We start from the raw sequence: 25574 nt of genomic DNA, 5'->3' as shown, positions 1-25574 counted from the left end.
ATCACAGGGCTAGCCGACGAAGATCGGCGACCAGTGACCGGTCCGCACGCTGACCGTGACCGCGAGGGCGCACACCAGCACCGCCGCGAGGACGAACCAGGCGTCGCGCCGGTGCAGGGTCGAACCGCGGGCGTTGCTGCGGGGGATGCCGGAGTCGAAGCCGCGCGCGTCCATCGCCGTCGCCAGGCGGGAGCCCCGCCGGACCGCGCCGACGAGCAGTGCGAAGCCGATGCCGGCCAGCAGCCGCACCCGCGCCACCGGGTTGCGCCCGGCCTCCACCCCGCGGGTCCGCCGCGCCAGGCGCAGCGCCTCGAACTCGGCGACCAGCAGCGGCGCCAGCCGCAGCGCCGCGAGCGCGCCGAACGCGAAGCGCGGGGACACCCGCCAGTGCACGGTGAGCGCGTCGGCCAGCCGCACCGGGTCGGTGCTGGCGACCAGCAGCACGCCGGGGAGGGCCAGGCCGACCACCCGCAGCGCGAGCCCGACGCCGGTGACCAGCGAGGCGTCCTCGGCCAGCCAGACGTTGACCAGCCCGACGCCGGCCGCGCCGAAGAGCATCGGCCAGGTGCGCACCCAGACGGCGTGGGCGGAGGTGAGCCCGGCCGCGGGGAAGAGGGCCAGCTCGAACAGCACGACGATCGCGGGGGTGACCACGTCGAGGCTGGTGAGCAGCACCAGGGTGACGACGGCCATCGCGGTCAGCTGGGCCACCGGGTTGATGCGGGAGAGCGCGGTGTCCGGCGCCGGCCCGAGCGCGAGCGAGGCGGTCATCCCAGCGCCACCCGGTCGTCGGCGAGCGCGGTCACGAGATCGGCGTCGTGGGTGACGGTCGCGACGGCGCAGCCCCGCGCCCGCTGCTCGGCCAGCAGCGTCACCACCTCGCGCCAGGTGCCGGCGTCCTGGCCGAAGGTGGGCTCGTCGAGCACGAGGACCCGCGGCGCGGTCGCCAGGGCGGTCGCCACGGAGAGCCGGCGCTGCTGCCCGCCGGAGAGCGTGTAGGGGTTCGCGTCGGCGAACGCGGTCAGCCCCAGCCGTTCGAGCAGCTCCTCGGCCGTGCGGCGGGCCGCCTCGGCGTGGCCGCCCGAGCGCAGCGGCCCCAGCGCCAGCTCGTCGCGCAGCCGGCCGGTCAGGAACTGCTGCTCGGGGTGCTGGAACACCGTGCCGATCCGGCTGACCAGTTCCCCGGCGCGCCAGCGGTGCGGGGCCGGTTCGTCCCGGCGGGTGCCGGCGGCCAGCTCCGCGGCGGCGGACACCCGCCCGGTGGTGGGCGCCCGCAGCCCGGCCACCAGGAGCGCGAGGGTGGACTTCCCGCTCCCGTTCGGACCGGTGACGGCGGTGACCCGGCCGACACGCAACGTCAGGTCGGTCGGCAGCAGGGCGGGCCGACCCGCGCCCCGGTAGGTGTAGCCGGCGGCGTCGGCGGTGAGGAGGACCGGTCCGTCCAGCGCGGGCGGCAGCCGCAGCCCGGCCGTCCGCGGGGTGGGCCGCCAGCCCGGACCGTGGGCGACCAGCCCCCCGGGCACCAGCTCCACCACCCGGTCGACCAGCGGCAGCCACGGGGCGGCGTCGTGGTCGACGACCAGCACGGTGGCCGAGCGGTCGGCGGTGGCCCGCGCGACGGCATCGCGGACCAGCGCCGCCCCCTCCGGGTCCAGCTGCGCGGTGGGCTCGTCGAGCAGCAGCAGCCCGGGACGACGGGCCAGCGCCCCGGCCAGGACCAGCCGCTGCTTCTCCCCGCCGGAGAGCGCCTGCGTCGCCCGGTCGCGGCCGTACCGGAAGCCGACGGCGGCCAGCGTCTCGTCGACCCGCCGCCAGATCTCCCCCGGCGGCAGGCCGGCGTTCTCCAGGCCGAAGGCGACGTCGTCGCCGGCGCGGGTCATGACCAGCTGGCTGTCGGGGTCCTGCGCGAGCAGGCCCAGCCGGTCCCGCGCCGCCCGGGGGGAGGTGCCGCCGACCGTGAGCTCACCGGTGACCTCGGTGCCCTCGTCGTCGAGGATCCCGGCGAGCGCGGCGAGCAGCGTGGACTTGCCCGCCCCGGAGGCGCCGGTGAGCAGCACCCGCTCCCCGGGCTCGACGACCAGGTCGACGTCGGTGATCGCCCAGGCCCGGCGGGAGGCGTGCCGGACGCCGAGCCCCCAGGCGACGACCCGCGACGGGCCGTGCGCGCCCGGCGCCCCGCCGCTGCTCGCCGGGGGGAGCAGTGGCAGGGCGTCCCGGGAGGTCCTCCTGGGCACCCGCCGCGTCAGACCCGCTCGCGGCCCGACGCGAAGGCGCCGAGCGCCCCCGTGCGGGCCAGCGCACGCACCAGCAGCAGGCCGACGACGCCGGCCAGCAGCACGCTGGAGAGCACCGTGAAGACGGTGTACGGCACCTGGAAGGTCAGGAAGCCCAGTTCGCTGTAGTAGAGGACGTTGTCGAGGACCGCCGTCGACAGCCCCGCGGTGACGCCGGCCAGCAGCGCGGTGCCCCAGCCGAAGCTGCGGTAGCGGGTGAGCAGGAAGCCGAGCTCGGCCCCCAGACCCTGCACCAGGCCGTAGACGACGATGATGCCGCCGTAGGGGGAGCCCATCAGCAGGCTCACCGCGGCAGCGAGCGTGGAGGCGAACGTCGCCGCCCCGGGCTTGCGCACCAGCAGCCCGGCGACCACGCCGGGCATGAGGTAGACGCCGTTGAGGACCGCCGAGAGCGGCGGGAAGAAGTCCAGCGGCTCGGCGAGCACGCCGAACACCAGGTTCCAGGCCCAGAAGACGACGCCGAAGGCGACGCCCAGGACGGCGGTGACGACGATGTCGACGGTGCGCCACCGGACGGCGGGGCGCTCCCGCCCGGTGTTCGCGGACGACGGGCGGACGGCCGGTTCGGCCATGTCTTTCCTCCAGACTCCCTGCGCCGGCATGACCCGGATCAGGTTCGAGGGTCTGCGGTGTCCCGCACTCTCAGCGCCGAAGCGCTCCCCTGCTGTTGATGGGTGTTCAGTTGTGCCACCGAGCGTAGACCACCGCGATCATGGCGCGCAGACCACGGGCGGGCTGGATCCCGTGGTCCCCGCGCCATGATCGCGGAGGGCCTAGCCGAAGAGCAGGCCGCCGATCAGGTGGGCGTTGAGCCCGATGATCAGGACGGCGACGACGCTGCCGGCCACCGTGGTGGTGCGGCGGTTGACCCAGCCGCCCATGAGGTCGCGCCGGCTGGTCAGCCACAGCAGCGGCACCAGGGCGAACGGGATGCCGAACGAGAGCACGACCTGCGACCAGACCAGCGCCGTCGTCGGGTCCCCGCCCAGCACCAGCACGGCGAGCGCCGGGGCCAGGGTGATCAGCCGGCGGGTGAGCACGGGGATGTGCCGCTTGAGGAACCCCGCCATGACGACCTGCCCGGCGTGCGTGCCCACCGAGGAGGAGGCGAAGCCGGAGGCCAGCAGCGCGAGGGCGAAGGCGAGCGCGGCGCCGGTGCCGAGCTGGTCGCCGAGCCCGGCGTGCACGCCCTCGAGGCTGTCGACGCCGCTGTCGCTGGTGAACAGCTGGGCGGCGATGACCAGCATCGCGGCGTTGACCAGCCCGGCCACCCCCATGGCGAGGAGCACGTCGAGCCGCTGGGCGCGCAGCAGCCGGCCCCGGCCCTCCCGCGTGCGGCCGGCGGTCACGGCGTCGCCGTAGCGGCCGGGGGTGAGGGCCGAGTGCACGTAGATCACGTGCGGCATCACGGTGGCGCCCAGGATGCCGGTGGCGAGCACCACGCTCTCGGCGCCCTCGAAGGAGGGGACCATGCCGTCGGCCAGCCCGCCGGGGTCCACCCCGGACCCGAGCAGCGTGTAGCCGAAGCCCAGCCCCACCACGAGCAGCAGCCCGGTGATGACCCGCTCGAACGGCCGGTACCCGCGGGACTGCGCGGCCAGCAGCAGGAAGGCGACCGCCGCGGTGATCACGCCGCCGATCGGCAGCGGCACCCCGAAGAGCAGGTACAGCGCCACCGCACCGCCGACGATCTCGGCCAGGTCGGTCGCGATGGCCACCGCCTCCGCCTGCAGCCACAGCCCCCAGGTGACCGGCCGGGGGAAGCGCTCCCGGCAGAGGGTGGCCAGGTCGCGGCCGGTGGCCAGCCCGAGCTTCGCCGTCAGCGACTGGATGAGCATCGCCATGAGGTTGGCCGCGACGATGACCCACAGCAGCGTGTACCCGAACGCCGCGCCGCTGGAGAAGTTGGTCGCGAAGTTGCCGGGGTCGACGTAGGCGACGGCGGCGACGAAGGCCGGGCCGAGCATCGTCCACAGCCGGCGGCGGGCCGGATCGGTGCGGGGGGTGCGGTGCGCGGGGGCGCGGAGCGTCGTCGGCAGGACGGCGGCCTCGGTCTTCGACAGGTACACGGCGGCCTCGCAGGCTGATCCGGGGCTGGGTGGTCGCCTGCTTCCTGCCCGCCCCTCGTGTCACGCCGGGGCCGACCCGTGGCCCCCTGGGGCCAAGGTCAGCCTTGCCTGTCCCGGCACGTCCGCCGGGCGCGCTGGACGAGGGCGTCGATGCGGGCGGCGTGGGCGCCACGCCAGTACACCCGCCCGCAGGCGGCGCACCGGGAGAAGTCCTCGTGGCTGCGGCGGGTCCCCGGCTGCAGCTGCTCGGCCACCTCCTCCTTGGGCACGTGCTGGAGCACGCCGTTGCAGGCCGTGCACCGGGTGAGCGGGGCCGGTGCCGGGGCGAACCGGTCGAGGACGTCGGCGAGCTGGGCGTCGGGCCCGGCGCCGCGCACGAGCGCGCCGTGGGTCAGCGCCCGCCGCATGAGCAGGCCCCGGTCCTGGGTGAGCAGCACCCGGTCCTCGGCCACCGCCCGCGCGACCAGCCCGGGGTCGTCGGCGTCGTTCGACCACGCGGCGTCGAGCCCGAGCAGCCGCAGCCGCCGGGCGAGGGCGCCCAGCCCGACGTCGAGCAGGAAGCCGCCCGGCGGGACGGCGACCGGCCGCGGCACCGGGTCGACCCCGACGACCGCGCCGGGGCAGACGCGTCCGGAGGCCGTCGCCGCGGCGCCGTCCACCCGGATCGCCCCCACCTCGGTCAGCGGGATCCCGGCCGCCTGCACCAGGTGGCCCACCGTCGCGTCGGGGTCGAACGGGAGCGGGCGCTCGCCGGCGGAGCGGTACCGCGGGGCCAGCAGCCACCGCAGGTCCGGGGCCGGCCGCACGTGCACCTGCACGGGCGGGGGCTACCCCCACGGGACCGCTGCCGACACGCGGCCAGGAGTGCGCCCGTGCGGATCTGGGCACGGGGGTGCCGTCCGCCGTTCGTACCCCGTGGAGGTCCCGTGTCCGACGCAACGCCCCGACCCCTCGCCCTCGTCACCGGTGCGTCCAGCGGCATCGGGCTGGAGCTGGCCAAGCAGTTCGCCGAGCACGGGTTCGACCTCGTGGTCGTCGCCGAGGACTCCGAGCTGGACGCGGCGGCCCTGCAGCTGCGCCAGCGCGGGGCCGCGGTCTCGCCCATCCGGGCCGACCTGACCGTCCGCGGGGAGGTCGAGAAGGTCGTCGCGGCCGTGCGCGGCTCCGGCCGGCCCCTGGACGCGGCCGCCCTCAACGCGGGCGTCGGCGTCGGCGGGCGGTTCGTCGAGACCGACCTCGACGCCGAGATCGGGATGGTGGAGCTGAACTGCATCTCGACGATGCACCTGGCCAAGCGGGTCGCGCAGGACATGGTGGCCCGCGGGGAGGGGCGGATCCTGTTCACATCCTCGGTGGCCTCGCAGGCGCCGGAGCCCTTCCAGGCCGTGTACTCCGCGACGAAGGCGTTCGTGCAGTTCCTCGCGCTCGGCCTCCGCGAGGAGCTCACCGACACGGGCGTCACCGTCACCGCTCTGCTCCCCGGCCCCACGGACACCGAGTTCTTCGACCGCGCCGACCTCACCGACACCAAGCTCGGCGCCAGCGACAGCAAGGACGACCCCGCGCTGGTGGCCCGCCAGGGGTTCGAGGGGCTGATGAAGGGCGAGACCTCGGTCTTCGCCGGCTCGGTGAGCAGCAAGCTGATGGGCCGCCTCTCGGCGCTCATGCCCGACTCGATCGCCGGCAAGAGCCACAAGCCGATGACGGCCCCGGGTTCGGCGGAGGGGTGAGCCCCCGATCGGGATCATGATCACGGCGGGACCGCTGCAGCCGTCCGAGCTGCCGGTGGGCGGCTCGCTGCTGCGGCCCTGGCGCGAGGACGACGTCGACGTCCTCTGGCAGTCCCGGGACCGGGAGATCCGTGGGTGGAACGGCGGCGTCATCGCCCCGCGCACCGATGCCCTGGTGCTCCTCGGCCGGCGGATGGACCATCGACCGGCTGCAGGCGACGCGCAGATCGGCTCCTGGACGGTGCCGGCGGCGCGCGGCCGCGGGCTGGCCGCCGCCGCGGTCGACGCCGTCTGCCGGTGGGCGTTCGCCGCGCTGCCGGTCGACCGGATCGAGCTCTGCCACGCGGTGGATGACACCGCCTCGCGCCGGGGCGCCGAGAAGGCGGGCTTCATCCACGAGGGCCGGCTGCGCCGCTGCTTCCGCTACGGGGACGGCCGCACGCACGACCAGCTGCTGTGGGCTCGGCTGGACGACGACCCGGCGCAGGCCCTCAGCACCCGCAGCTGACGCCGGGGGACGGGGCGGTGAGCGGGTCGACGGCGGGCCGGTGCACACCGTCCGGCCCCGCCACGGGCAGGCCCTCCCGGGCCCAGTACTCGAACCCGCCGATCATCTCCCGCACCCGGTAACCCAGCAGCGCCAGCCGGAGCGCTGCACGGGTGGCGCCGTTGCAGGCCGGCCCCCAGCAGTAGGTCACCACCGGGACCGCGGGATCGAGCTCGGCGGGCGCCCGGTCGGGGATCTCGGCGCCCGGCAGGTGCACCGCGCCCGGCACGTGCCCCTGCTCCCACGCCGCGGTGCTGCGGCTGTCGACCAGGACGAAGCCCGGCCACCCCGACTCGAGGGCGGCGTGCACGTCGCTGACGTCGGTCTCCACGGCCAGCCGGCGGGCGAAGTGGGCGGCGGCCTCGGCGGGGTCGGTGCTCCGTCCATCACCGGGCCGACGCTAAGGGCCTCCGCCCGAGCGGACGAGGTCCGGTCCTGCCGACGACCGCAACGGACCTGCCCACCTCAGAGCGGGACGCCCAGCCCCTCGGGTGCCGGGCGGTCCAGCGCTCCGGCGAGACCGGGCGGCAGCGGCGCCAGCCCCGTGCCGGCGAGGACGACGTCGCGGGCGAACCCGTGCCACCGGTGCGCCGACCGCAGCATGCTGTGCCCCCCGGCGATGGTGAACCGCGCGACCCGGGCGCCCGCGTGGTGGGCCCGCACCGCGAACTGCGCCGAGAGCTGGGCGGGGACCCAGCGGTCGCCCCGGCCGTGCAGGATCGCGACGGTGCGGTCGCGCAGGTGGCCGACCGGCTCACCGGGCGGCGTCCAGGGCGCGAGGGCGCAGACCGCCGCGACGCCGTCGTGCCCGCCCGCGCGCAGCGCCGCCCGGCCGCCCATCGAGTGCCCGACCAGGACGACGGGCAGGTCGCCGTGCTCGGCGCGGATGCGGTCCAGCGCCCACCGGACGTCGGCGTAGGCGTCGGCGGCGGCCCCGTTCCAGCCGGCCACCCGGTAGCGCAGCAGGCAGGTGGTGAGCCCCCGCTCGGTGCCGGCGGCGGAGACGAACTGCTCCATCGCGCGCATGCGCACCAGCGACAGCGCCCGCTCGCGGGGCGGCTCCACGCTGGCCACCGTCCCGCCGTGGCAGAACAGCGCCACCGCGGCGGGCCGGCCGGTCGCCGGCCGGGTCTCCAGGGCCGGCTCGGTCACGCCCGGCGTGATCGGCGGCCGCCGCCCAGGGTCGCCCGGGCCCGGTCGCCCAGGTCACCGGCCTTCAGCAGGGCGTTGCTCACGGTCGACGGCCCGCGGCGCCGCTCGAGGGCACGGCCCAGCCGGCGCAGCAGGCCGGTGGCCAGCGGGACGAGCACGGTCAGGATCAGCCACATGCGCAGCCGGCGGGTGAGGAAGAGCCACATGCTCCCTGCTCTGCCCCGTCCCGCCCGGCGGGAACCGGCGTCAGTCGGCGAGCTTCACCACCATCTTGCCGGTGTTCCCGCCGCGCAGGAGGTCGAGGAAGGTGTCGACGGCGTTCTCCAGGCCCTCGCGCACCGTCTCGCGGACGACGAGGTCCCCGGAGGTGACCATCCCGGTGACCTTCGTCGTGAACTCGTCCCGCAGGTCGGCGTGGTCGCCGACGATGAACCCGCGCAGGCTGAGCTTCTTGGTGACCATCATGAACATGTTGCGCGGCCCAGGCGCCGGCTCGGTGGCGTTGTAGCCGGAGATCGCGCCGCACAGCGCGCCCCGGCCGAACTGGTTGAACGCGCCGATGGCGGCCTCGAGGTGCTCGCCCCCGACGTTGTCGAAGAACACGTCGATGCCGTCGGGCGCGGCACCGGCGAGCAGCTCGGCCACCGGGCCGTCGTGGTAGTCGAAGGCGCGGGTGAACCCCACCTCCTCGGTCAGCCAGCGCACTTTCTCCGGCGTCCCGGCGCTGCCGATGACCGCCGCGGCGCCGAACAGCTTCGCGAACTGGCCCACCAGGCTCCCGACCGCGCCCGCGGCGCCCGAGACGAAGACGGTGTCGCCCTCCCGGAACTCCGCGAGCCGGAACAGCCCGGCCCAGGCGGTCAACCCGGGCATCCCCAGCACGCCGAGGTGGTAGCTCGGCGGGATGCCGGGCAGCTCGGGCAGCACCCGGACGTGCGCGGCGTCGAGGACGGCGACGTCGCGCCAGGCGGCGTCGGCGAGCACGAGCGCGCCCTCGGGGACGGCGGGCGAGCGGGAGGCCACGACCCGGCCGACCGCGCCGCCCCTCATCGTCTCGCCGATCTCCCAGCGGGCCGCGTAGGACTTCCCGGAGTTCATCCGGCCGCGCATGTAGGGGTCGACGGACATCACCAGCATGCGGACGACGACCTGCCCCTCGGCCGGGTCGGGGTGCTCGAGCTCCACGAGCCGGAAGTCGTCGGGGGTGGGCTCACCGTGCGGGCGGGCCGCCAGCTGCCATTCGCGGGTCGTGATCGGCATGCGGCCCATCCTGCCGGGCGGTGGGTGCGTGCGCCGACCGCGACGAGCTCGTGGTGATCAGCCCGCCCGATGGCCACCGGGGTCGTCGCTCTCCGCGGCCCCCGGTATCCCCGGGACCGTCCGCCGGGCCCGCTGCCCCCGGGCCACCTCGGTCGCCAGCGCGTCGAGGGGCTGCGCGAAGGCGGCCAGGGGATCGGCCAGCGCCACCAGCCAGGCCTGGGCCGCCACGACCCCGGCCGGGTCGAGGGCGTACAGCCGGCGGGTGCCCTCGGCGCGCACCGTGACCAGCCCGGCCTCCCGCAGCACCCGCAGGTGCTGGGAGACGGCGGGCTGGGAGATCGGCGCGGTCCGCTGCAGGCCCGAGACGATCGCCCCCGCCGGCTTCTCCCCGGTGGAGAGCAGCTCCAGGATCTGCCGGCGGGTGCGGTCCCCCAGCGCCTCGAAGGTCCCGTTCACTCAGCTCCCGGCGGCATCCTCGGACGGCGGGGTCGTGTAGAACGCCACCGTACGGTCGGCCGCCTCCCGCGCGGCGGCGGGGTCGTCGCCGTCGGCGGCCGCGGCCTCGGCCCACCCGGCGGCCGCCCGGTGGGTGAACTCCGCCCCCTCGGGCGTCAGGGTGAACGTCGCCGCGAGCTCGGGGTCGACCGGGCCGCCGCTCTCCAGGTGCAGGCCCAGACCCATGAGCGCCAGGTCCCAGCCCACGCCCACCGCCCCCGGCCCGAACTGCGCCCAGAACTCCGGGTCCACCGGCGCCTCGTGCACCAGCTCGAGGGTGGTGCCGCCGTCGGACGGCGCGAGGTGCACCCGCAGCCAGGAGACCCTCCCGCCGAACTCCCAGGTGACGGCGAACGACTCGGGCTCCTGGCAGCTCTCGACCACCCCGCCGGCGTTGCCCTCGAGCTGGTAGCGGCCCCCCGGGCGCAGCTCCCCGCTCACCGGCAGGAACCAGCGGGGGAGCCGCTCGGCGTCGGTCAGCGCGCCCCAGACGTCGGCGCGGGCGGCCCGGTAGGTGCGCCGGGCGACGGCGATCCGCGTCGGGGCGCCGCCCCGGGAGCCGGTGCGCACCTCACGGGTGACCAGGCCGGCCGTCGAGACGGGGTCGATGGTGGTCATGGCGTCCCTCTCTCCATAAGCATCAACTTATACAAGGACCGTAGCGCCGCACCCGGGCCCCCGGCAAGGCCTGCGCGCGCTGGCGGACGCCCTGCTGGGGGCGGGATCGGTGTTGCACGACCGACCTAGAGTGGGGTCATGCTCTTCTCCCGGTCCAAGACCCAGCCGGTGTCGGCCGAGGACGCGCTGCCGGGCCGCGCGCAGCCGCTGCCCCACGTCCCCGAGACGCACGCCGTCAACGGCAACCGCATCCAGCCGCCCTTCCCCGAGGGCATGCAGACCGCCGTCTTCGGCGCGGGGTGCTTCTGGGGCGTGGAGAAGGTGTTCTGGCAGCTGCCCGGCGTCTACTCGACCGCGGCGGGCTACGCCGGCGGGCACACCCCCAACCCGACCTACGACGAGGTCTGCTCGGCGCGGACCGGGCACACCGAGGTCGTCCTGGTGGTCTTCGACCCGGCGGTGACCTCCTACGAGCAGCTGCTCAAGGCGTTCTGGGAGGACCACGACCCGACCCAGGGCATGCGGCAGGGCAACGACGTCGGCACCCAGTACCGCTCGGCGATCTACTACGCCTCGCCGGAGCAGGAGAAGGCGGCCCTGGCCACCCGCGACGCCTACCAGGAGCGGCTGAAGGCGGCCGGGTACGGGGAGATCACCACCGAGATCGCGCCCCTGGGCGAGTTCTTCTACGCCGAGGACTACCACCAGCAGTACCTCTACAAGGTGCCGAACGGCTACTGCCCGGTGCACTCGACCGGCGTCTCCTGCCCGGTGGGACTGCCCGGCGTCTGAGAGAGGACCCCTGCCCCCACCACTCGCAGGCTCGTGGCGGGCCTTGCAGGGGGCCGTTCCAGCACGTCCCCCACCGCCGGTAAGACTGGGGGTATGGAGACCCTCCGCACGCCCGACGAGCGCTTCGCCGACCTGCCCGACTTCCCGTACGAGCCCCGCTACGTCGAGGTCGACGACGGCGAGGGCGGGCGGCTGCGGGTGGCCTACGTCGACGAGGGCCCGGCCGACGGCGAGACGGTGCTCCTGCTGCACGGCGAGCCGTCCTGGTCGTTCCTCTACCGCCGGATGATCCCGGTGCTCGTCGACGCCGGCCTGCGCGTCGTGGCGCCCGACCTGGTCGGGTTCGGCCGCTCCGACAAGCCGGTCTCCCGCGACGACTACAGCTACGCCCGGCACGTCGGGTGGATGCGGCAGGCGCTGCTCGACGAGCTCGACCTGCGCGACCTCACCCTCGTCTGCCAGGACTGGGGCGGGCTGATCGGGCTGCGGCTGGTCGCCGAGAACCCCGACCGGTTCGCCCGGGTCGTCGTCGCCAACACCGGCCTGCCCACCGGCGACCAGAAGATGAGCGAGGCGTTCCTCGCCTGGCAGCGGTTCTCGCAGGAGAGCCCCGAGTTCCACATCGGCCGCATCGTCGGCAACGGCACCGTCGGCGGGCTCGCCCCCGAGGTGGTCGCGGCCTACGACGCCCCCTTCCCCGACGACCGGTACACCGCCGGCGCCCGGCAGTTCCCCGCGCTGGTGCCGACGTCGCCCGACGACCCGGCGGCCGCGGCCAACCGCGCGGCCTGGGAGGTGCTGATGAGCTGGGAGAAGCCGTTCCTCACGGCGTTCTCCGACGGCGACCCGATCACCGGCGGGGGCGAGCGGGTGTTCCAGAAGCTGGTGCCCGGCGCCCGCGGGATGGCGCACACCACGCTTGCCGGCGGCGGTCACTTCCTGCAGGAGGACGTCGGCCCCGAGCTCGCGCGGGTCGTGGCCGACCTGGTCGCCGCCACGCCCCGCCGCTGAGGGCCGGCGTGGCGCTCGACACCGACGAGGTCCTCGGCGCGCTCCGGCGCACCCCGGACGTCGAGGCCCCCGACCTGGTCGCCGTCGACGCGACCGACCGGCTGCTGCTCGACCTCGCGGCCGACCTCGTCCCCGGCTGCGGTCCCGACGAGGTCGCCGTCGTCGACGACTCCTACGGAGCGCTCGCCCTGGGGCTCGCCGCCCGGCACGGGCTGACCGGCGTGCGGGTGGGCCAGGACCTGCTGGTGGGGGAGCGGGCGCTGGCCGCCAACGCCGAGCGCGTCGGCCTCCCGGGCCGCCACCGCTCGCTGCCGCTGGGTCCCGGGCTGGCGGCGGGCGCCCGGGTGGTGCTGGTCAAGGCCCCCAAGGGGCTCGACGCGCTCCGGGAGATCGCCGAGGTGGTCGCCGGGTCCGCGGCCCCGGACGTCACCGTCCTGGTGGGCGGCCGGGTCAAGCACATGACGCACGCGATGAACGACGTCCTCCGGGACTCGTTCGACGAGGTGCAGGCGAGCCTGGCCCGGCAGAAGTCCCGGGTGCTGGTGGCCCGCGGGCCACGGCCGCGGCCGACGTCCTTCCCCCGGCGCCAGGAGCACCCCGACCTCGGCCTGACCGTCTGCGCCCACGGCGCCGCGTTCGCCGGGACGAAGGTCGACGTCGGGACCCGCGCGCTGCTGCGGGCGCTCCCGGAGATGGCCCTTGACGCGCGGACCGCCGTCGACCTCGGCTGCGGCACCGGCGTGCTGGCCGCGCTGCTCGCGAGGAGCCGGCCGGAGCTCCGGGTCCTGGCCGTGGACCAGTCCGCCGCCGCCGTCGCCTCGGCCGTGGCGACGGCGGCCGCCAACGGTGTCGCCGACCGCATCGAGGTGCGCCGCGACGACGCCGGCGCGACTGTGCCCGACCGCTCGGTGGACCTCGTGGTCTGCAACCCGCCGTTCCACGTGGGCGCGGCGGTGGTCACGACCGCCGCCGACCGGCTGTTCGTGGCGGCGACCCGGATGCTGCGGCCCGGCGGCGAGCTCTGGACGGTCTACAACTCGGCGCTGCGCTACCGCCCGGCGCTCAACCGGGTGGTCGGGCCGACGCGGGTCACCGGGCGGGACCCGAAGTTCACGGTGACGGTCTCCGTGCGCCGCTGAGGCGGGCGGGGCGCGAGTGGTGGCTGGCGTCACGGCCCGGCATCGGTACGCCCCTTCGGGTTGATCCCCACCTCCGCGGCCCGACCACGGGAGGGAGGGATCCGACCGAAGGAGTTTCGATGACCGGGCGACTGCGCCGCGTGAAGGTGAGCACCCGTCTGATGACGCTGGTGCTCGTTGCGGTGATCGGGATGGCGACGATCGCCGTGATCGGCGCGCTGCACGTGCGCGCGACCATCGAGGAGGAGCAGCGCAACCAGGCCCGGGTGGCGGTGGAGGCCGCGCTGGGCGTCGTCGCCCACTACGGCGAGCAGGAGGCGGCCGGCGAGCTGACCCGTGCGGAGGCCCAGGCGGCGGCCGCCGCCGGGATCCGCGGGCTGCGGTACTCCGGGGAGGAGTACTTCTGGATCAACGACATGACCCCCCGCATGGTCATGCACCCGATGAAGCCCGAGCTCGACGGTCAGGACCTGTCGGCCAACGAGGATCCCGACGGCAAGAAGCTGTTCGTGGAGTTCGTGGAGGTCGTCGAGGCCGAGGGCAGCGGCTTCGTCGACTACCTGTGGCCCAAGCCCGGCGAGGAGGAGCCGCAGCCCAAGATCTCCTTCGTCACCGGCTACGAGCCCTGGGGCTGGGTCATCGGCTCCGGGATCTACGTCGCCGACCTCGACGGCGCGTTCCGCGCGGAGTTGGTCGCCATGGCGCTCTGGGCGGTGCCGGTCAGCGTGCTCATCGTTGCCCTGTCGCTGGTGGTGTCCCGGAGCATCAACCGGCCGCTGCGGGAGATGACCGAGGTGCTGAGCACCGGGGACCTGCAGCGCCGCCTCGACGAGGGCGCCGGCCGGACCGAGCTGGACCAGCTGGCCGCGGCGGTCAACACCACGCTGGGGCGGGTCTCCGGCGTCGTCAGCGAGGTCGGCCAGGCCTCGCAGATGCTCGAGGAGGCCGCCCGCACGCTGTCGTCGACCAGCGAGTCGATCGCCGGCACGGCCGACCGCTCGCAGGTGCAGGCCGAGGACGTCACCCGCGCCACCCGGGAGGTCAGCAGCGGGATCGAGGCGGTCGCCGCGGGCGCGGAGGAGATGGGTGCGTCCATCCGGGAGATCGCGCACAACGCCGCCGAGGCCGCCCGCATCGCCGGCAGCGCCGTCTCGGCCGCGGAGACGACGACGGCGACCGTGGCCAAGCTGGGGGAGTCCTCGGTGGAGATCGGCAACGTCGTGAAGGTGATCACCAGCATCGCCGAGCAGACGAACCTGCTGGCGCTGAACGCCACGATCGAGGCCGCTCGTGCCGGGGAGGCCGGCAAGGGTTTCGCGGTGGTGGCCAACGAGGTCAAGGAGCTGGCGCAGGAGACGGCGAAGGCCACCGAGGACATCGCCAAGCGGGTCGAGGCGATCCAGACCGACACGGGCAGCGCCGTCCGGGCGATCGGCGGTGTCACCGCGATCATCGCGGAGATCAACGACTACCAGACGACGATCGCCTCGGCCGTCGAGGAGCAGACCGCCACCACCAACGAGATGAGCCGGTCCATCGGGGACGCCGCCGAGAGCGGCCGGTCCATCGCCGGCACCGTCGCCGAGGTCGCCCGTGGCGCCCAGGAGACCTCCACGGGGGTCGCCGCCATGCAGGCGGCGGCGGACGACCTGGTCCGCATGTCGGGCGAGCTGCGGAGCGTGGCGGGGGCGTTCCAGAACTGACACCGCCGGGCGGGCGGTGGGGTGCGACCCCACCGCCACCCGGTGTGCCCGGGGTGCGGCGAGCGACCCCGAGGGGTGAACACGCGGCGTTCGCCGCGCCCTCCTGCAGGACGTGGCCGACGATGTCGCAGAATGCTCAACCAGTCGGCCGGGATCGCTCCGGTCCGAGGCTGCGGGAGACCGGATGGCGCGGGTGATCGGCGAGGGCGTGGCTGCGGCCGCCGTTCCGGCCCATCCGGCTGCCCGGCCGGAGCCGACGGTCCCTCCCGGCGGCGTCTCGCACGTCGCCGCGCTGGTCGGTTCCGACGACGAGCTGCTGGCCGCGACCCTGCCCTACCTCGAGGAGGGGCTGCGCGCCGACGACCTGGTCGTGCTCTCCTGCCCCCCGGCGACGACGGCGCTGATCAGCGGGGCGCTCGGCGAGCGGGCCGGGGCCGTCGAGCAGGACGCCCGGCTGTGCCTGCTCGAGGCGACCGTGCCCGACGCCGTCGCCGCCAGCCACGACCTCGTGCGGCGGGCGCAGGGCACCGGCTCGGGGCGGCTGCGCTTCGCCGGGCAGGTCCGGTTCGGGCCCGCGCCGCGCAACTGGCGGGAGGGCCTGCGCTACGAGGCCGCCGTGAACCTGCTGCTCGCCGCCCGGCCGGTGTCGGGGCTGTGCCTGTTCGACCGCCGCGAGCTGGCCCCGGAGGTGCTGGCCGGCGCGGCCGCCACGCACCCCTGGCTGCTCACCGGCAGCGGGCTCACCCCGAGCGAGGCCTTCGAGGAGCCTGCCGACTACGCCCGGCGGCTGCCGGTCCCGCGCGAGCCGGTGGAGGACGTCGCCCCCGCGCTGGCCGTGGACGACGCCCCGTCCCTCGTCGAGCTCCGCCGGTTGCTGCGGTCGGTGATCCACGCGCACGTGCCCGATCCGGACCAGGCCGCCGACCTGCACTTCGCCGCCAGCGAGATCGCCAGCAACGCCTTCCGGCACGGCGCCCGCCCGGTCTCGGCACGCGTGTGGGCCGACGGCGAGCGGCTGGTGTGCGCCATCACCGACCAGGGAGGCGGCACCGACGTCCCCTTCCCGGGTTTCCGCCCGGCGCACGGCGTCGACCTCGCCCAGGGCGGCATGGGGCTGTGGCTCACCCGCAAGCTGTGGGACCACGTCGACCTCCTGCCGGGTCCGGAGGGTTTCACCGTCCGGCTGAGCTCCCGGCTGCGGTGATGCGCGCCGGTCCGGCGGAGCGGTCCGGGCCGTTACGGTGAGCGACGTGGAGGATGCCGTCGACCTGATCCTCGAGCAGTGGGCCCGGGAGCGTCCGGACCTCGACTGCTCGCCGATGGGGATCGTCGGGCGCATCACCCAGCTCCAGCGCGAGGTCCACCTCGCCCAGCGGGCCACATTCGCCCGCCACGGCCTCGACGCGCCCTCCTTCGACGTCCTGGCGGCCCTGCGGCGGGCCGGGGCGCCCTACCAGCTCACGCCGACCGCGCTCATGCGCACGGCGCTGGTCACCTCCGGCGCGATCACCCAGCGGCTGGACCGGCTGGAGGAGCGGGGACTGATCACCCGCGAGCGCAGCGAGGCCGACGGGCGGGCCGTCGTCGTCACGCTGACCGACGCGGGGCGGGCCGCCCTCGACGCGGCGCTGCCCGACCACCTGGAGACCGAGCGGCGGCTGCTGGAGGCGCTGCCGTCGGGCGACCGGGAGCAGCTGGCGGACCTGCTGCGCCGCCTGCTGGTCAACCTGGGCCGGGTGCCGCAGCAGCCCTGACCCCCGTGCGGGTCAGGGCAGCGCCTCCTCGACCGCGCCCAGCAGGGCGCGGGAGTCCTTGCCGGTGCGCTTGGCGGCGTACATCGCGGTGTCGGCGCGGTGCAGCAGCTCCTCGGCCGTGCAGCCGGCGCCCCCGAGCGCGCCGCCGATGCTCGCGGTCACGGTGATCGTGCGGGACCCCACCCGCACCGGCTCGCGCAACGCGGTCAGCAGGCGGTCGGCGACGTCGCGCAGGCGGCTCCCGTCGGCGTCGGCCAGCAGGAGGGCGAACTCGTCGCCGCCCAGTCGCGCGACCACGTCCTCGCCTCGCACGTCGGCGGAGAGCCGGGCGGCGACGGCCAGCAGCAGCTCGTCCCCCGCGGCGTGGCCCAGGGTATCGTTCACGGCCTTGAAGTCGTCGACGTCGACGAACAGCACCCCGGGGCAGGCGCCGGGGTCGGCGTCGGCGGTGGCGGCGGCCAGCCGCTCGTTGAAGGCGGTCCGGTTGAGCAGCCCGGTGAGCGGGTCGGTGGTGGCCTGCCGGCGCAGCTCCTCCTCGAAGAGCTTGCGGTCGGTGACCTCGCGGAAGTTCACCACCCAGCCCTCGATGCCGACGGCGTACACCCGGCCGCTGATGCGCATCTCCACCCAGCGGGTGCCACCCGAGCTGTGCTGCACGCGGATGTCGGTGTCCACGACGCCGGAGCCGCCGCCTGCCGTGCGGCTGGCCGCGGAGACGGCGGCCTGGAGGCGCGGCTGGTCGCGGGGATCGGCCAGTGAGATGGCGTCGCGCCCGACGTAGTCCGCCGGGGGGCGACCGAGCAGCGACTGGACCGCCGGGCTCATGTACGCGACCGCGCCCGCGGCGTCCACGATGGCGATGACGTCGGCGGCGTTCTCGAGCAGGAGCTGGAGGCGCTCCTCGCTCTCGGCCAGCGCCGCCCGGGTGCGCTCCCGCTCCCGGCTCAGGGCGAACAGCCGCCACAGGGCCAGCCCGGTGAGCAGCGTGCTGCCCGCACCCAGGAGGTGACCGACGGCACCGTGGTCCACCGTCCACAGGACCAGCACGGCGGGGTTGACGAGGAGGACGGCGCCCACGGCGACCACCCGGCCGAAGGTGGTGTCCCGGCCGGGGGCGGCGCCGGGGCCGAGGGCGGCGACCGAGGGGTGCCGCCCGGCCAGGCAGAGCGCGGCGAGGGGGAGGAGGGAGACCGGGTCGAGCACGGCGGAGGCCCGCGGCGTGGAGCCGGTGAGGATGGCGCCGCCGTACGCGGCCACGGCGAACGCGGCTGCGGTGAACAGCGCCGTCGTGGTGACCGTCCGGCCGCGGGTGAGCGCCAGCGGCACGCAGACGACGAGCAGGACGGCGGTGAGCAGCGGCGTCCCGACGTTGACCTCGACCAGGTCGGCCCGGTGCGCGTGCCGGTCCCCCTGCACGGCGAGCAGGATGAGGCCGGCCGCCAGCAGGAGGGTGAGGGTGTCGGTCCAGGACGCCCAGTCGCGGCGCCGTCGGCCGCCGCGGACCACGCCCACGGCTCCCAGGCCGACCGCCACGTAGGCGGCCACGTCGAGGACCGACTCCAGCGGCGCGCTGATGCGGGGGGCCACGCCGGCCAGCGCGGCGACGTCGGCGATGCAGCTCAGCGCGAAGAGGGCGAGCCCGGCCGCCAGTCCCGACCAGGCGACGACGAGCGGGGTGCGGTGCCGCCTCAGCGCGGTCAGCACCCCGGCCAGTCCCAGGGCGTACAGGACGATCTCGGCGGCCGGGCGCCACGGCCCGTCCGGGACGACGGTGACGACCAGCGCGATCACCAGCACGACCAGCGCCGCGTGGAGCCAGGCGGCGCGGGCGGTCGGGGTGTCGGGGCCGGTCACGCGAACCCATCGGCACGGGGACCGCGCTCCTTGACGACCCCACCCACACGAGGGGGGCCCGGTGCAGGTCAGACGCCGGGGAGGTCCTCGGGGCGGAGGTCGGGGCGCACCCGGACGAAGCGCAGCGGGTGGCGGAACACCCCGGCCTGCAGGGCCGCGTCGGCGCTCACCTCGACCACGGCGGTCGGCTCGACGCGGGTGAGGGGCACGGCGAGGCGGCCGCCGCCGAAGCGGCCGGTGCCGATGCGCTCGGGCCAGGGGTGGTCCGGGCCGGCGGGGCGCAGGACGGCGGCCAGCTCGGCCGACTGCGCGGGGGAGAGCGGGCTGCTGCGGCCCACGACGACGAGCTCGCCGTCGCGGTACCGGCCGGCCACCAGCTGGCTCGGCCGCTCGACCGGGCCGATGACGCCGCCGGCCAGCACCTCGGTCGTCTCCCAGCTCTTGACCTTGAGCCACTCGCGGCGGCCGGGGGCGTACCGGCTCGCGGCCCCCTTCACGACCAGGCCCTCCACGCCGGCCGGGCGGTAGTCGTCGAACCACCGCCGCGCCTCGGCGGGGTCGGCGGTCACCGGCGAGAGCTGCATCGGAGGGGCCCAGCGGCCGGCCAGCTCCTCCAGGGCGGCCCGGCGGCGGGTGAAGGTCCGGCCGCGGAGGTCCTCCCCGCCGGCGGCGAGCAGGTCGAAGGCGACGTAGGAGGCGGGCGCGGCGGCGGCCTGCGCCGCGATGCGCCCGGGGGAGGCCACCATGCGCCGCTGCAGGAGCCCGAAGTCCAGCCGGTCGTCGTGCCACACGACGACCTCCCCGTCGACGACGGTCCCGGCGGGCACCTGGGCGAGCGCGGCGGCGGCGACGTCGGGGAACCGGTCGGTGAGGTCACGCCCCTGCTTGGACCACAGCCGCGTGGAGCCGCGGTCGCGCACGACGACCAGCCGGTAGCCGTCCCACTTGGGCTCGTACCGGCACCCACCGCTCAGCGCGGGCGGCGCGGGGATGTCCCGGACGGGCTTGGCCAGCTCCACGGCGACCGGCCCGGCGAGCTCGGGCGGCAGCGCGGGCAGGCCGGGCACGGACAGGGGCACCCGGACAGCCTGCTGGTGGGCGGGGCGCCGCGCACGCCGGCGGGAGCGGGTCACACCCGTTCGAGGGCCGGTCACCACGCTGCGTCGCGGCGCGGGCGCGGCGGGCCCTCAGCGGAGCAGCAGGAGGGCGTAGGCGGCCAGGGAGGGCCCGTCGGTGAAGCGGCCGTCGCGGATCATGGCCCGCAGCTCCTGCTCGGGCACGAACGCCGACACCATGTCGGCCTCGGTCACCTCGCGGGCGGTGGGGCCGGCCGTGAGCTCCGTCGCCAGCCAGACGTCGAACTCCTGGGTGCAGAGCCCCGGCGCCAGGTCCAGGTGCCCCAGGTGGGTCAGGGCGCCGGCGCGGAGCCCCGTCTCCTCGGCGAGCTCCGCCCGGGCCAGCTCCTCGGCCGAGCCCTCCGCGCCGTGCGTCCAGGTGCCCTGCGGGAACTCCCAGGCGCGGCGGCCCAGCGGATGGCGGTGCTGCTGCACCAGCCAGAAGCCGTCCCGCTCGGCGGGCAGCACGAGGGCGAAGTGGGGCCTCTCCACCACGCCGTAGATGCCGCGGGATCCGTCGGCGCGTTCCACGGTGTCCTCCCGCACCCGGATCCACGGGTTGCGGTACACCTCCCGGCTGCTCGTCGTCCGCATGGTGGCGAGCCTGGCAGATACGTGGACCATGGACGGCGATGACCGAGCGCAAGCCGCCCGGGGTCTCCTTCGAGACCTGGGTGGACACCCAGATCGCCCGCGCCCGGGAGCGCGGTGACTTCGACGGCCTGGACGGCGCGGGCAAGCCGATCGCCGGCCTGGAGCGCGAGACGACCGCGTACGACTGGGCCGTCGCCAAGGCCCGTCGCGAGGGCATCGAGACCGCGGAGATGCTGCCCCCGGGCCTGGCGCTGCGCCGGGAGCGGGACGTGCTCCCCGAGCGCGCCGCCCGGCTGGCCACCGAGGAGGCCGTGCGGGCGCTGGCCGAGGACTACAACGCCCGCGTCGAGGCCTTCTGGCGCACCCCGCAGCCCAGCCGGTGGTCGCCGGTGCCCGGCCTGGCCGACGTCGAGGCGCTGGTGGAGGGCTGGCGGCTCTCCCGACCCGCCCCGGAGCCGGAGCCGGCGGCCGCCGAGCAGGCCGCGCCGGCGGTCCGGCGCCGCTGGTGGCGTCGGAGCGGCTGACCGGCGCGGCACGCGGTCAGCCGGTTCCGACGACCTGGCCGACGGCCTCGGCGAGCAGGTACGGCTCGCCCTCGAACTCGGCGAGGGCGTCGTCGTCCAGGTCGACACCGAGGTCCTCCTCGGCCGTCGAGGGGGAGAAGGTGCCCTGGACGGTCCCCGAGACCTCCAGCTCCATGCCCTCTTCCACGCCCTCGGCGCCCTGCGGGGCGAGCACCAGGAGCGGCGGCAGTCCCACGTCGTCGAAGCCGGCGATGGTGAAGGCCACGGGGCTGCTGACGGCCTCCACCGACGCGGAGACGACGACGTCCTCGCCGAGGAACTCGTCGATGACGTCGCGGAACCGGGTGTCGTAGGCACCCTCGTAGGCAGGCTCGCGGTCGCCCTCGGTGTAGTCGAAGCCCTGGTCCTCCGCGGACCCCTCCCCGATGGAGGTGCTGGTCTGCTCCTGCTCGGTGGCGTCGTCCCCGCAGGCGGCGAGCGCGAGGGGGGAGAGGGCCAGCGAGGCGGCGGCGGCGACGGTGGTGAGCGGGCGGAGTGGCAGTGACACGGTCGGTCCTCCTGGCCGGTGTTCCGGGGGTGGCTTCCCCTGCGTGCGTCCCCCCAGGCCTTTCCGGAGCGGCTCGGGCTCACGCGCGTCACGGCGGACCGTCGTCCATTCGTCATGCGGCGTCCGCTCCTGGCGGAACCCGCGTCGGCGGTGCCGGGCGGGGGTAGGGGCCGGACCACCCGACGAGGAGGTCCGCATGACCGAGGTACCAGGCACCGACCGCGACGAGGCCCGCGAGAACGTGGTCGAGGAGACGCCGATCACCCCGGACGGCGTCGAGCAGGACACGTCCACCGGGGGCGACGAGGGCCAGTCCGGCGACCAGGCCAAGCCGGAGGCCGGGACCACCGACCCGGTGACGTGAGCCGGGCGCGTCGCTCTCCGCCCCGCCCGACGGGGCGGAGAGCGATGGTCCCGGCTACCCCTGCAGGACGTCGAACTCGTTGAACGCCGCGCCGCCGGAGAGGGTGGCGTAGCCGGGCCCGCGGTCGAAGAACGGCTCCTCGCCGGTACGGGCCGCCCGCAGCGAGGCCCGCAGCTCCTCGGTGGCGGTCAGGTCGGCCTCGCCCGAGTCGAGGACGACGACGCCGTAGTCCTCCCGCGCGCCGGCGACCGACACCTTCCGCCAGGAGATGTCGCGCAGCACCTCCTCGACCGGCCGGTCCAGCGGGTCGCCCCAGCCACCGCCGCCGGTGGTCCGGATGCGGACGACGGTGCCGGCCTTCAGCGGCTCCGCGTCGGCCAGCGCGTCGACCTCGTGCTCGTCGGGGCCGCCCGGGTCGACGGTGATCTGGAACGGCCGGCCGGCCTTGCCGCCCTTGACACCCCAGCAGGCGAGGATCGAGCGGTCGGCGATCGACATGAAGTGGGCGTCGCGAAGCACCCGGATGTGCTTCTCGTAGCCGCAGCCGCCGCGGTAGCGCCCGGGGCCGCCGGAGTCGACCGCCAGGCCCAGCCGCTCGACCCGCAGCGGGAAGCGGCCCTCGGTGAACTCCGTCGGCAGGTTCCGCGAGTCCGGGACGACGTGGATGGTGTCCTCGCCGTCGGCGTAGTACCGCCCGCCCGAGCCGCCGCCGAGCACCTCGCGCATGAGGTACGGCTCGCCGTCGAAGTCCGTGCCGTAGACGCCGGTGTACCGGATCGTCTCCTGGTCGGCGGGCATGCGGCCGCCGGTGGCCTTCGCCAGCACGCCGGCGAGGACGCCGAGCAGCCGCAGGATGACGAAGGTCCGGGCGTTGGTGGGCGCCGGGAAGATGGGCGTCAGCAGCGTCCCCTTCTCGGGGAAGCGCATCTCGATCAGCGGGACGACGCCCTCGTTGACGTCGAGCTGCGCCATCCGCTCCGGCGTCTCGGCCAGGTTCCGCAGGATCGGCGCCAGCCACTTCTTGAGGAAGTTGCCGTCGGCGTAGTCCCCGCAGTGGTTGATCGGCCCCTTCGCCTGCGGCCCGGTGCCGGTGAAGTCGATGACCAGCGGGACGTCCTTCGTGGAGTCCATGGTCAGCGTGATCCGCTGCCGGTGCAGCTGCGGCTCCTCGACGCCGTCGTGCTCGGCGTAGTCCTCCCACACGTAGGTGCCGTCGGGGATCTGCGACAGGATCTCCCGCCGGTAGACGTCGGTGGAGCTGTCGAGGATCGCGTCGAACGCCGCCTCCACGGCCTGCACCCCGTACCGCTCGAAGAGCTCGCTCAGCCGGCGGGCGCCGGCGAGGCAGGCCGAGCACTCGGCGTCGAGGTCGGCGGCGAGCGAGTCGGGCATCCGCGAGTTGCGGGTCATAATCTTCAGCGCGCTCTCGTTGGGCACGCCGCGGTCCCACAGCTTGATCGGGGGGACCATCAGCCCCTCCTCGTACACGCTGGTCGCCGCGCTCGGCATCGAGCCGGGCACCGCGCCGCCGATGTCGTCGTGGTGGCCGAAGGCCTGCACGAAGGCGACGACCCTCTCCTCGCCGTCCACGTGCGCGAACACCGGGACGGTGACGCAGAGGTCCGGCAGGTGGCCGATCCCGCCCTCGGAGAGGTAGACGTCGTTGTGGAAGTAGACGTCGCCCGGGTTCATCGAGCCGATCGGGTAGTCCCGCACCACCGGCTGGACCAGCGCCGAGTAGGAGCGGCCGGTGAGCTTGCGCAGCTGCCGGTCGTGGATGCCGGCGCGGAAGTCGTGCGCGTCGCGGATCATCGGCGAGCGCGAGGTGCGGCCGATCGAGGTCTCGACCTCCTTCTCGATCGCGGCCAGCGTGCCGGCGACGATCTCGACGAGGACCGGGTCGGCGGTCACGGCGTCGTCGGTGAGGCTCATCGGCCGGTCTCCTTCGTGAGCAGCAGGTTCCCGTGGGTGTCGACGGTCGCGGCGAAGCCGGGGTGCACGGGGACGGTGGAGCCGAACTCCTCGACGATCGCCGGCCCGGGCACCACGTCGCCGGGGGCCAGGCGGGCTCGGTCGTAGGTGGGCGTCTCGACCCACTCGTCGAAGAAGACGGGGCGGGAGCCCGTGACGGCCCGGTCCGCCCCACCCTCGCCGGGCTCCAGCTCGACCAGGTCGGGCCGCCGGATCGGGCCGATCCCGCTGACCCGCAGGTTGACCCACTCCACGGCCTGGCGCGGGTCGTCGGCGAAGTCGTAGCCGTACAGCTGGCGGTGGGCGGCGTGGAAGGTCTGGGCGACCTCCTCGGCGGCCGCGCGGTCGAGCTCGCCGTCGCCCACCGGGACGCGGACCTCGAACGCCTGGCCGACGTAGCGCAGGTCCGCCGTCCGCTGCATGCGCTGCTGCTCGCGGCCGAAGCCCTCGCCGTCCAGGGCGACCCGGGCCTGCGCCTCCAGGTCGGCGTACACCGTGCGCACGCGGTGCAGGTCGAGGTCGGCGTGCCGGCTGATGACCGTCTGCACGTAGTCGTTGCGGACGTCGACGGTCAGCAGGCCGAAGGCGCTGACGTTGCCCGGGTTCGGCGGCACCAGCGTGCGCGGCAGGTTGAGGATGTCCATCAGCCGGCAGGCCAGCAGCGAGCCCGAGCCACCGAACGTGGTCAGGGTGAAGTCGCGGACGTCGAGGCCCTTCGCGACCGTCACCTGGCGCAGCGCGTTGGCCTGGTTCCACGCGGAGATCTCCAGGATCCCGGTCGCGGTGCGCTCGAGGTCCATGTCCAGCTTCGCGCCCAGCTGCTGCAGCCCGTCGCGCGCGGCCTCGACCGACAGCGGGATCTCGCCGCCCAGCAGGTGCGGGGGGATCCGGCCGAGGACGACGTGCGCGTCGGTGACGGTCGGCTGGTCGCCGCCGTTCGGGTAGCAGATGGGACCCGGGTCGGCGCCGGCCGACTTGGGGCCGACCTTGAGGGTCCCCTCCGGGGAGAGCCAGGCGATCGAGCCGCCGCCCGCGCCGACGGTGACGACGTCGATCATCGGGATCTTGGACGGGTAGTCACCGACCGAGCCCTCGGTGGTGAGCGCCGGCTCGCCGTCGATGACGACGGTGACGTCGGTGGAGGTGCCGCCGCCGTCGCAGGTGAGCACCCGGTCGAACCCGGCGGTGCCGGCGATCAGCGCCGCGCCCAGGGCGCCGGCGGCCGGGCCGGAGAGCATCGTGGTGATCGGCTGGTGCACCACCTCGCCGGCGCTCAGGACCCCGCCGTTGCTCTTCATCACGTAGAACGGCACGCCCGGCGCGATCTCGTCGAGGCGGGTGCGGATGTTGGTGACGTACGCGGCGACCTTGGGCTTCACCGCGGCGTCGACCAGGGTGGTCACCGAGCGCTCGTACTCGCGGTATTCGCGCAGCACCTGCGAGCTGATGCTCACCACGGCGCCCGGGTGCTCCTCGCGGATGACCTGGAGCATCTGCTGCTCGTGGGTGTCGTCGGCGTAGGCGTGCAGGAAGCAGACGCCGATCGTGGTGATGCCGGCGTCGCGGAAGAACCGGGCCGCCGCGCGGGCGTCGTCCTCGTCGAACGGGCGCACCTCGGCGCCGGTGTGGTCCAGCCGGCCGCGGACGGTGCGGACCAGGTCGGCCGGGACGATCCGCGGCGGCTTGACCCAGAAGTAGCTGTTGCCGTAGCCGTCGGGCACCGACTGCCGGGCGATCTCCAGCACCGACTCGTAGCCCTCGGTGGTGATGAAGCCGAGCCGGTCGAGCTTGCCCTCGAGCAGCTGGTTCGTGGCGACCGTCGTCCCGTGGCTGACGGCGGTCACCGCCTCGCCGGTCAGCCCCATGAGGTCCAGGACCTTGCGGACGCCGGTGAGGAAGCCCTCGGCCGGGTCGGCGGGGGTGGACGGCGTCTTGGTGGTGGTCGTCCGCCCGGTCTCCTCGTCCACCGCGACGACGTCGGTGAACGTCCCGCCGGTGTCGATGCCGATGCGGACCCGGCGCTCGCTCATGGGACGAAACC

The 25574-nt window shown here is 75.3% G+C and carries 27 protein-coding genes and 1 riboswitch; of the genes, 10 read left to right on the top strand and 17 right to left on the bottom strand.

Annotated features, from left to right (window positions below; translation table 11 throughout):
- Positions 1–9 precede the first annotated feature (9 nt).
- From ACI792_RS15550 to ACI792_RS15530, 5 genes are all read right to left on the bottom strand, one after another.
- A complete protein-coding gene (locus tag ACI792_RS15550; RefSeq protein WP_456603387.1) occupies positions 10–771 on the bottom strand; it encodes an energy-coupling factor transporter transmembrane component T family protein in 762 nt (253 codons plus the stop codon).
- Positions 768–2234: an ABC transporter ATP-binding protein gene (locus tag ACI792_RS15545; protein ID WP_456603386.1), complete on the bottom strand. Its 1467-nt coding sequence runs from the start codon at positions 2232–2234 to the stop codon at positions 768–770. The genes ACI792_RS15550 and ACI792_RS15545 overlap by 4 nt, the downstream gene beginning before the upstream one ends.
- A gap of 8 nt (positions 2235–2242) precedes the next feature.
- Entirely contained in the window at positions 2243–2866 is a 624-nt protein-coding gene (locus ACI792_RS15540; RefSeq protein WP_456603385.1) for an ECF transporter S component, read from the bottom strand.
- A riboswitch (TPP riboswitch) is annotated at positions 2864–2967 on the bottom strand. Its footprint overlaps the gene before it by 3 nt.
- 100 nt (positions 2968–3067) lie before the next feature.
- Positions 3068–4363, bottom strand: coding sequence for an Nramp family divalent metal transporter (locus tag ACI792_RS15535; protein ID WP_456603384.1), 1296 nt, complete (start codon positions 4361–4363; stop codon positions 3068–3070).
- A 98-nt stretch (positions 4364–4461) separates the two neighbouring features.
- Complete coding sequence (locus ACI792_RS15530; RefSeq protein WP_456603383.1) at positions 4462–5181, bottom strand: Mut7-C RNAse domain-containing protein; 720 nt, start codon at positions 5179–5181, stop codon at positions 4462–4464.
- Between the two features lie 108 nt (positions 5182–5289).
- Between ACI792_RS15530 and ACI792_RS15525 the strand changes: the two genes are divergently transcribed.
- Positions 5290–6093, top strand: coding sequence for an SDR family NAD(P)-dependent oxidoreductase (locus ACI792_RS15525; protein ID WP_456603382.1), 804 nt, complete (start codon positions 5290–5292; stop codon positions 6091–6093).
- Between the two features lie 16 nt (positions 6094–6109).
- The gene (locus tag ACI792_RS15520; protein ID WP_456603381.1) at positions 6110–6601 is read left to right on the top strand and encodes a GNAT family N-acetyltransferase; all 492 of its coding nucleotides are present in this window, start codon (positions 6110–6112) and stop codon (positions 6599–6601) included.
- On the opposite strand, the gene ACI792_RS15515 is transcribed toward ACI792_RS15520, so the two are convergent.
- The 6 genes from ACI792_RS15515 to ACI792_RS15490 form a co-directional block, all read right to left on the bottom strand.
- Positions 6585–6971 (bottom strand): rhodanese-like domain-containing protein, encoded by a 387-nt coding sequence (locus ACI792_RS15515; RefSeq protein WP_456603380.1) that lies wholly within the window; start codon positions 6969–6971, stop codon positions 6585–6587. The two genes, ACI792_RS15520 and ACI792_RS15515, sit on opposite strands and share 17 nt — an antisense overlap.
- Before the next feature lie 134 nt (positions 6972–7105).
- Positions 7106–7792, bottom strand: a complete 687-nt coding sequence (locus ACI792_RS15510; protein ID WP_456603379.1) for an alpha/beta hydrolase — start codon at positions 7790–7792, stop codon at positions 7106–7108.
- Positions 7789–7998: a hypothetical protein gene (locus ACI792_RS15505; RefSeq protein WP_456582132.1), complete on the bottom strand. Its 210-nt coding sequence runs from the start codon at positions 7996–7998 to the stop codon at positions 7789–7791. The genes ACI792_RS15510 and ACI792_RS15505 overlap by 4 nt, the downstream gene beginning before the upstream one ends.
- Before the next feature lie 40 nt (positions 7999–8038).
- Positions 8039–9052: an NADP-dependent oxidoreductase gene (locus ACI792_RS15500; protein WP_456603378.1), complete on the bottom strand. Its 1014-nt coding sequence runs from the start codon at positions 9050–9052 to the stop codon at positions 8039–8041.
- A 57-nt stretch (positions 9053–9109) separates the two neighbouring features.
- Positions 9110–9508, bottom strand: a complete 399-nt coding sequence (locus ACI792_RS15495; protein WP_456603377.1) for an ArsR/SmtB family transcription factor — start codon at positions 9506–9508, stop codon at positions 9110–9112.
- The gene (locus tag ACI792_RS15490) at positions 9509–10165 is read right to left on the bottom strand and encodes an SRPBCC family protein (protein ID WP_456603376.1); all 657 of its coding nucleotides are present in this window, start codon (positions 10163–10165) and stop codon (positions 9509–9511) included.
- Positions 10166–10303: 138 nt separating this feature from the next.
- Between ACI792_RS15490 and msrA the strand changes: the two genes are divergently transcribed.
- The 6 genes from msrA to ACI792_RS15460 all read left to right on the top strand — a co-directional run bounded on the left by msrA (position 10304) and on the right by ACI792_RS15460 (position 16564).
- Positions 10304–10957, top strand: coding sequence for a peptide-methionine (S)-S-oxide reductase MsrA (msrA, locus tag ACI792_RS15485; RefSeq protein WP_456582128.1), 654 nt, complete (start codon positions 10304–10306; stop codon positions 10955–10957).
- 93 nt (positions 10958–11050) lie between these two features.
- Positions 11051–11968, top strand: coding sequence for a haloalkane dehalogenase (locus ACI792_RS15480; protein ID WP_456603375.1), 918 nt, complete (start codon positions 11051–11053; stop codon positions 11966–11968).
- A gap of 8 nt (positions 11969–11976) precedes the next feature.
- Positions 11977–13107, top strand: a complete 1131-nt coding sequence (locus tag ACI792_RS15475; RefSeq protein WP_456603374.1) for a class I SAM-dependent methyltransferase — start codon at positions 11977–11979, stop codon at positions 13105–13107.
- Between the two features lie 119 nt (positions 13108–13226).
- Positions 13227–14810 carry a methyl-accepting chemotaxis protein gene (locus ACI792_RS15470; protein WP_456603373.1) on the top strand — a complete coding sequence of 528 codons (1584 nt, stop codon included), beginning with the start codon at positions 13227–13229 and terminating at the stop codon, positions 14808–14810.
- Positions 14811–14994: 184 nt separating this feature from the next.
- Positions 14995–16014, top strand: a complete 1020-nt coding sequence (locus ACI792_RS15465; RefSeq protein ID WP_456603372.1) for an anti-sigma factor RsbA family regulatory protein — start codon at positions 14995–14997, stop codon at positions 16012–16014.
- Between the two features lie 46 nt (positions 16015–16060).
- Entirely contained in the window at positions 16061–16564 is a 504-nt protein-coding gene (locus tag ACI792_RS15460) for a MarR family winged helix-turn-helix transcriptional regulator (RefSeq protein WP_456603371.1), read from the top strand.
- A 12-nt stretch (positions 16565–16576) separates the two neighbouring features.
- On the opposite strand, the gene ACI792_RS15455 is transcribed toward ACI792_RS15460, so the two are convergent.
- The 3 genes from ACI792_RS15455 to ACI792_RS15445 form a co-directional block, all read right to left on the bottom strand.
- Positions 16577–18418 carry a diguanylate cyclase domain-containing protein gene (locus ACI792_RS15455; protein WP_456603370.1) on the bottom strand — a complete coding sequence of 614 codons (1842 nt, stop codon included), beginning with the start codon at positions 18416–18418 and terminating at the stop codon, positions 16577–16579.
- Positions 18419–18486: 68 nt separating this feature from the next.
- Entirely contained in the window at positions 18487–19497 is a 1011-nt protein-coding gene (locus ACI792_RS15450) for an ATP-dependent DNA ligase (protein WP_456603369.1), read from the bottom strand.
- A gap of 108 nt (positions 19498–19605) precedes the next feature.
- Positions 19606–20127 carry an NUDIX domain-containing protein gene (locus ACI792_RS15445; RefSeq protein ID WP_456582120.1) on the bottom strand — a complete coding sequence of 174 codons (522 nt, stop codon included), beginning with the start codon at positions 20125–20127 and terminating at the stop codon, positions 19606–19608.
- 38 nt (positions 20128–20165) lie between these two features.
- Here ACI792_RS15445 and ACI792_RS15440 point away from each other — a divergent pair, with 38 nt between their 5' ends.
- The gene (locus ACI792_RS15440; protein ID WP_456603368.1) at positions 20166–20651 is read left to right on the top strand and encodes a DnaJ family domain-containing protein; all 486 of its coding nucleotides are present in this window, start codon (positions 20166–20168) and stop codon (positions 20649–20651) included.
- Between the two features lie 16 nt (positions 20652–20667).
- Here the strand turns inward: ACI792_RS15440 and ACI792_RS15435 are convergent, their stop codons facing one another.
- Entirely contained in the window at positions 20668–21198 is a 531-nt protein-coding gene (locus ACI792_RS15435; RefSeq protein ID WP_456603367.1) for a hypothetical protein, read from the bottom strand.
- A 196-nt stretch (positions 21199–21394) separates the two neighbouring features.
- Between ACI792_RS15435 and ACI792_RS15430 the strand changes: the two genes are divergently transcribed.
- Positions 21395–21562: a hypothetical protein gene (locus tag ACI792_RS15430; protein WP_456582117.1), complete on the top strand. Its 168-nt coding sequence runs from the start codon at positions 21395–21397 to the stop codon at positions 21560–21562.
- A gap of 54 nt (positions 21563–21616) precedes the next feature.
- On the opposite strand, the gene ACI792_RS15425 is transcribed toward ACI792_RS15430, so the two are convergent.
- Together ACI792_RS15425 and ACI792_RS15420 are read right to left on the bottom strand one after the other, a co-directional pair.
- Entirely contained in the window at positions 21617–23494 is a 1878-nt protein-coding gene (locus ACI792_RS15425; protein ID WP_456603366.1) for a hydantoinase B/oxoprolinase family protein, read from the bottom strand.
- Positions 23491–25563 carry a hydantoinase/oxoprolinase family protein gene (locus tag ACI792_RS15420; RefSeq protein WP_456603365.1) on the bottom strand — a complete coding sequence of 691 codons (2073 nt, stop codon included), beginning with the start codon at positions 25561–25563 and terminating at the stop codon, positions 23491–23493. Before ACI792_RS15420 ends, ACI792_RS15425 begins: the two co-directional genes overlap by 4 nt.
- Between the last annotated feature and the right edge of the window lie 11 nt (positions 25564–25574).

The organism is Blastococcus sp. SYSU DS0669 (assembly GCF_054050895.1).
This window is presented reverse-complemented; position numbering and strand designations above follow the sequence as displayed.